This is a genomic window from Endozoicomonas sp. SESOKO3, from assembly GCF_024606255.1.
This window is the reverse complement of record NZ_JAHHPR010000208.1, coordinates 1-1,661: the sequence shown is the minus strand read 5'-3', so window position 1 is coordinate 1,661 and position 1,661 is coordinate 1. Positions and strand designations below refer to the sequence as shown.

Below are 1,661 nucleotides of genomic sequence, written 5' to 3'. Positions count from 1 at the left end.
CGTCCGGACCTGTTCCGTGATGTGAAAAAAGGCATCCCGTGTCGCTCCCGCAAAAAACTGGAGTGGATGAAAGCGCGGCTTGAGAGCCATACCTTTACCAGCTATTGGCCCTGAGTGAGTTGAGATTATGCCGGAACTGGCCGTTATTGAAACCGGGCATTTTGATTGCGTCATTTGGTCAAAAGATATTCGTTCGAGTCAGCGGCGGCTGGAACGAACGCTGACGGAACGTGGCAATGCTGTGCCAACTTCTGAGGTGCGGTTTTCTCCCCCGTTATTGTTAAAACATACTACAGAGCCGGTGTTTGAATTATGCCTTGGTGAAGCGGTCTTCTTTGAAAACAAATATTACGAGATTGAGTTTCTGTTTCACCAGCCACCGGAAGAGGGAGATCCGCTGCCGTCGGTGCAACATAAGCTAAAGGTTATTGAAGAGTCTTTTCATTTCAGCCGCCGTAGCTGCTCTTTACGGGGAAGTATCAATGCGGGCAATCATGTCGGTACTTTTCAGTTTAAACTGGCCTATTCCTACCAGGGGCGGCTCATCGAACAGTCGATTGCTTTCGATATTTTGCCGGTGAAGATGGATATGCAGTCGGACTTCAGGGCAATGAACGAGGCTGTTGATGCTGTATTTCCACTGTGGCGTTTCTCATTGGCAGAAAGCACCCGTCATTCATTAAGCGCCGTTAAAAAGCCGCACTCCCAATTCCTGTTGTTGTGGTTTGCACGATTTGAATCCCTTCATAAGGAGTTGTTGGCCGGGCTGAAGCATGTGGTGAATGCACCCCATAGTCGGTTGATGGAGCATAAGCACACCGTTCCGATGAGCCGTTTGAGGGGCAGGCTATCCAGACAGCAGGAAGAGCGACTGGCGCTGGAAAAGGCCAATAAAAATTATGAGAAGTCTTTTACGCTGAGCAAAAAGCAACTCAACGTGGATACGCCGGAAAACCGTTTTATTAAAGCGGTGATTGGTCATGGCATTACCAGACTTACCCGGGTTCAACAGCTGGCGTGTCTGGCGGAATCGGGTAAAGTGCGTTTTTCCGCCAGCTTTATGAAAGAGCTGGAAAGTTGGCAGAAGGCTTTGCGGCATTTTCAGAAACAGCCATTTTTCAGGGACGTTGGGGAATACCGGGGGCTGAAGCGGGAGTCGTTGGTATTACAGCAAAAGCCTGGTTACGCGAAAGTTTATAAAATCTGGCAACAGCTTAAATGGTATCTCGAGCTTCTGGATGGGGCCGATCAACTCTCCTTGCGCAACGTGGCAGAGATGTACGAAGTCTGGTGTTTTCTGGAGATACGCAGGATTATTGTGGACCTGGGCTTTGAGGAGGTTCCGTGTGGACGGATACCTCTGTTAGGCACTGGGATCCGTGTTTCGTTGAAGGATGGGATGGCCGGAGCTTTTCATTTCAGACGGTCTGACGGGGTGAAAATCCGTTTGGCTCATGAACCGATATTCAGAAAGAAAGACGACCAGATCAGAACCTGGTTGGTGACTCAAAAACCGGATATTTTGCTCGAGGCTACCTTTCCTGACGGGGCCGGGATTATCTGGTTATTTGATGCCAAGTATCAGATTGAGACACCGGCGGATGATCAGGGAACCCGCTCAGGCCCCGACCGGGTGCCCGACGATGCCATCAATCAAATGC

At 49.9% G+C, this 1,661-nt stretch carries 1 protein-coding gene; it reads left to right on the top strand.

Translation table 11 applies throughout. The features are described from left to right. Positions 1–127: 127 nt before the first annotated feature. On the top strand, positions 128–1,661 hold a 1,534-nt coding region (locus tag KDK18_RS03670), incomplete at its 3' end, for a restriction endonuclease-like protein (RefSeq protein ID WP_257253292.1).